Below are 4,122 nucleotides of genomic sequence, written 5' to 3'. Positions count from 1 at the left end.
GGCCAGCACAGTGTTTTACACACCCGAACATTTTTTGGCCAAAGAATGCTGAATAGTCATGTGGCATTCAGGCAACAGGTGGCTATATTGAGGTAGCTACCAGAACCGGAGACACGATGTTTCGCTCTTTTGCCGCCGTCATTTTGCTGCTGGCGCCAGCATCGGGTCTCACCACTATGGCCCAGCCCGGCGAAGACGATGTCGTCCGCCTGCCCGGCTCCGGCGAGGTCAAATCTGAAAATGACCGCGCCAAGCTTAAGGCCGACCGGCTGAAACCTGGCGGCGGCCTGCTTGCCTCTTTCGATACTGACGGCAATGGCAAGATTTCCGAAGCCGAGATCCAGGCCGGCGTCGCGCTGGCATTCGAAGCGGCAGACGATAATGGAGACGGCGAACTGACCGCACTCGAGCAGCAGGCGTGGGCGCAGAACCTGCCGACCCGGGACGATTCGCTTGCCAACCCTGTCCGCTTCGATCCCAATCTTGACCGGCGCGTCAGCTATACGGAATTTCAGACGGTCATCATTGATCTCGCAAGCGACTATCGAAAACAGGATACAGACCTGAAACTGGCCTCGTTGAAAGCCCCCAAACGCGAAGCCAATCGTGAGCGCGAGCGGATCGACGCCCTGATCGACCGCGCCGGCAACCCGCCTGCCAACAACACGACTGGCAGCGACTTCTGAAACAATCGCGCCTGATGGCGTGACCTCACCGCATTGCAAGGCTAAATGAACCTCCAAGAAGAGGAATCGCCTGCCATGCCCACAGCGCCCGTCAATGAAGACAGCCATCTCTATCTGATCGATGCGAGCGCCTATATCTTCCGCGCCTTCCATGCCCTGCCGCCGCTTTCGCGCGCCTCTGATGGCCTGCCGGTCGGCGCGGTTTCCGGCTTCTCCAACATGCTCTGGAAGCTGCTCGAAGAGCTGAAAGGCGATGAGCGGCCAACCCATTTTGCCTGCATCTTCGACAAGGGCAGCTACACTTTCCGCAACGATCTCTATCCTGACTACAAGGCCAATCGCGACGAACCGCCAGAGGATCTGCGCCCGCAATTCCCGCTGGTGCGCGAAGCCTCCATCGCCTTTGCATGCCATGCGCTCGAACTGGAAGGCTATGAGGCCGACGATCTGATCGCGACTTATGCGAGGCAGGCCGAGGCCAAAGGCGCGCGCGTCACCATCGTCTCCTCAGATAAGGACCTGATGCAGCTTGTCACTGACAAGATCACCATGCTCGACACGATGAAGAACAAGCATCTCGGCATCGAGCAGGTCCACGAGAAATTCGGCGTCGGACCTGAGAAAGTCGTCGACGTGCAGGCGCTCGCCGGCGACAGCACCGATAATGTGCCCGGCGCGCCCGGCATCGGCGTGAAGACGGCTGCGCAGCTGCTCGGCGAGTATGGCGATGTGGAGACCCTCCTCGCCCGCGCCGAAGAGATCAAACAGCCTAAGCGCCGCCAGACCCTGATCGATTTTGCCGACCAGGTTCGCATCTCGAAAAAGCTCGTCCAGCTCGACGAGAATGTTCCGCTTGAGACCCCGCTCGAAGATCTCGCTGTCTGCGATCCTGACCCGAAGACGCTGATCGACTTTCTCGAGAAGATGGAGTTCCGCACGATCACCCGCCGCGTGCGCGAGACCTTCGAGGCTGAAGGCGTTCTGGAAGAACCGACGCAGGGCGAGATCGGCTTCGACACCGATAGCTATGTCTGCGTGCGTGACTTCAAGACGCTCGAAGACTGGATTGCGCGCGCCTATGCGGCTGGCGCCATCGCCGTCGATACCGAGACCTCAAGCCTCGACTGCCAGACCTGCGACCTTGTCGGCGTGTCTCTCGCTGTCGGTCCGAACGAGGCGTGCTATATCCCGCTTGGCCATATCGACCCGGATCATTCCGGCGGCGCGGATATGTTCGATGCCGCGCCCCCGCGCCAGATCCGCAAGGAAGATGCGCTGGCTGCGCTGAAACCCCTGCTCGAAGACCCGGCCATCCTTAAGGTCGGTCAGAACATGAAATATGACCTTACCGTGCTGAAGCGGAATGGCATTGATGTGAGCCCCGTCGATGACACGATGCTGCTGTCTTTCGCGCTCCATGCCGGCATGCATGGCCATGGCATGGATGAGCTCTCGGAGCGCTATTTCCATCACTCGCCGATCCCGTTCAAGGAGGTCTGCGGCACCGGCCAGAAGCAGATCACCTTTGACCGCGTCCCGCTCGACACCGCGACGAAATACGCGGCCGAGGACGCCGATGTGACGCTGCGCCTGTGGCAGATGTTCAAGCCGCGCCTCCACAAGGAGAAGGTCACCACCGTTTATGAGACGCTGGACCGCCCGCTCATCCCGGTGCTCGCGGCGATGGAGCGCCACGGCATCAAGGTCGACCGCGATTTCCTCTCGCGCCTGTCTGCCGATTTCCAGCAGCGCATGGCCGGTCTTGAAGACGCGGCCTACAAGGCGGCAGGCCAGGACTTCAATATGGGCTCGCCCAAACAGCTCGGCGAGATCCTGTTCGGCGAGATGGACCTGCCCGGCGGCAAGAAGACCAAATCCGGCCAGTGGTCGACCGATGCGAGCCAGCTCGAATTCCTCGCCGCCCAGGGCCATGAGCTGCCGCAGATCATCCTTGACTGGCGCACGCTCTCGAAGCTCCGCTCGACCTATACAGAGGCGCTGCAGGACGCGATCAATCCGGACACCAAACGCGTCCATACCTCGTATTCCATGGCAGGCGCGCAGACGGGCCGGCTTTCCTCAACCGATCCGAACCTCCAGAACATCCCGATCCGCACAGAGGAAGGCCGCAAGATCCGCGAAGCCTTCATCGCCGAGGAAGGCAATGTCCTGATCAGCGCGGACTACAGCCAGATTGAGCTGCGCCTGCTGGCCCATATCGCAAACATCGACGCGCTGAAGAACGCCTTCAAGGACGGCCTCGACATCCACGCCATGACGGCCAGCGAGATGTTCGACACACCGATCGAGGGCATGGATCCGATGGTGCGCCGGCGCGCCAAGGCGATCAATTTCGGGATCATTTATGGCATCTCGGCTTTCGGCCTGGCCACCCAGCTCGGCATCGAGCGCGGCGAGGCGTCGGACTATATCAAGGCCTATTTCGAGAAATTCCCCGGCATCCGCAAATACATGGACGAGACCAAGGAATTCGCGAAGGAAAACCTTTATGTTTCAACAGCTTTCGGCCGAAAACTGCACCTAAAGGAAATGGGCTCAAAGAACGGCGCCCAGCGCGCCTTCGCCGAACGCCAGGCCATCAACGCCCCGATCCAGGGCTCGGCGGCCGACATCATCAAACGCGCCATGATCGCCATGCCTGAGGCCTTGGCGAAGAAGAAGCTCGACGCAAAGATGCTGCTACAGGTCCACGACGAACTTGTCTTCGAAGTGCCCGAAGCGCAGGCCGAAGACACGATCAAGGTCGTCAAAGCCGTGATGGAAAAAGCGCCGCTGCCGGCCCTGCAGCTCAGCGTCCCTCTGGACGTGGATGCAAACGCCGCGCGGACGTGGGCGGAGGCGCACTAGCTAACTCTTCGCCCATCCGCTCTCCCCATTGCATTCCCCCTCGCCGCGCACGATATCTGACCCACGCCTTTTGCGGCCCACTTCACACTAAAATCCGCAAAGCCAAGCCGGCGCTGTCCCTGCCTGAGCGCGCATGCCGCGTGCCGGCCAACAGGGGCAATTCGCATCGCTGGCTGCGATGCAAGAGAAGTGACCCATCCCATGTCGAAACAACAGAAATCGAACCGCGAAATCCGCAAGCCGAAAAAAGAAAAAGTGAAGACGAACGCCTCCAATCCGTCGGTAAAGACCGGCGTCCAGAACGTCTTCGACCAGCGCAAGAAATAGAAGCTTTGCTGCGCCCTCCCCTGCATGTCAGGGGAGGCGGTGCAGCCCGCGCTCAGGTTTCCTGCGGCTGCTGGATGCTCTCGATATAGGCGAGCAGCGCGTCGATATCGTTCGGCTCGAACTGCCATTCCGGCATGTCAGGATGGCCGACCATGATGCCTTCCGAAAGCGGTTCGGCGAGTGATTCGACCGGGTACATCCATGAAATCTGCCGAAACGGGATCGCTTCGCGGTGCGGGCT

At 60.4% G+C, this 4,122-nt stretch carries 3 protein-coding genes and 1 pseudogene; 3 read left to right on the top strand and 1 reads right to left on the bottom strand.

What is annotated here, in order from left to right:
* Positions 1–116 precede the first annotated feature (116 nt).
* The 3 genes from WA989_RS08105 to WA989_RS08095 all read left to right on the top strand — a co-directional run bounded on the left by WA989_RS08105 (position 117) and on the right by WA989_RS08095 (position 3,881).
* A complete protein-coding gene (locus WA989_RS08105; RefSeq protein ID WP_424339995.1) occupies positions 117–686 on the top strand; it encodes a hypothetical protein in 570 nt (189 codons plus the stop codon).
* A 75-nt stretch (positions 687–761) separates the two neighbouring features.
* Positions 762–3,554, top strand: a complete 2,793-nt coding sequence (gene polA / locus WA989_RS08100; RefSeq protein WP_424339994.1) for a DNA polymerase I — start codon at positions 762–764, stop codon at positions 3,552–3,554.
* A gap of 201 nt (positions 3,555–3,755) precedes the next feature.
* On the top strand, positions 3,756–3,881 hold the full coding sequence (locus tag WA989_RS08095) for a hypothetical protein (RefSeq protein WP_342972818.1): 126 nt from the start codon (positions 3,756–3,758) through the stop codon (positions 3,879–3,881).
* A gap of 52 nt (positions 3,882–3,933) precedes the next feature.
* On the opposite strand, the pseudogene WA989_RS08090 reads toward WA989_RS08095, so the two are convergent.
* Positions 3,934–4,122: pseudogene (locus WA989_RS08090) on the bottom strand (cytochrome c); the annotation flags it as partial.

Origin of the sequence: Henriciella sp., assembly GCF_049649345.1 — a bacterium.
In the GTDB taxonomy this organism is placed as follows: Bacteria; Pseudomonadota; Alphaproteobacteria; order Caulobacterales; family Hyphomonadaceae; genus Henriciella.
This window is presented reverse-complemented; position numbering and strand designations above follow the sequence as displayed.

Bases quoted from the DNA above. Each gene is read 5' to 3' on its own strand.
- polA (WP_424339994.1), top strand. From the start codon at position 762: ATGCCCACAGCGCCCGTCAATGAAGACAGCCATCTCTATCTGATCGAT.
- WA989_RS08095 (WP_342972818.1), top strand. From the start codon at position 3,756: ATGTCGAAACAACAGAAATCGAACCGCGAAATCCGCAAGCCGAAAAAA.
- WA989_RS08105 (WP_424339995.1), top strand. From the start codon at position 117: ATGTTTCGCTCTTTTGCCGCCGTCATTTTGCTGCTGGCGCCAGCATCG.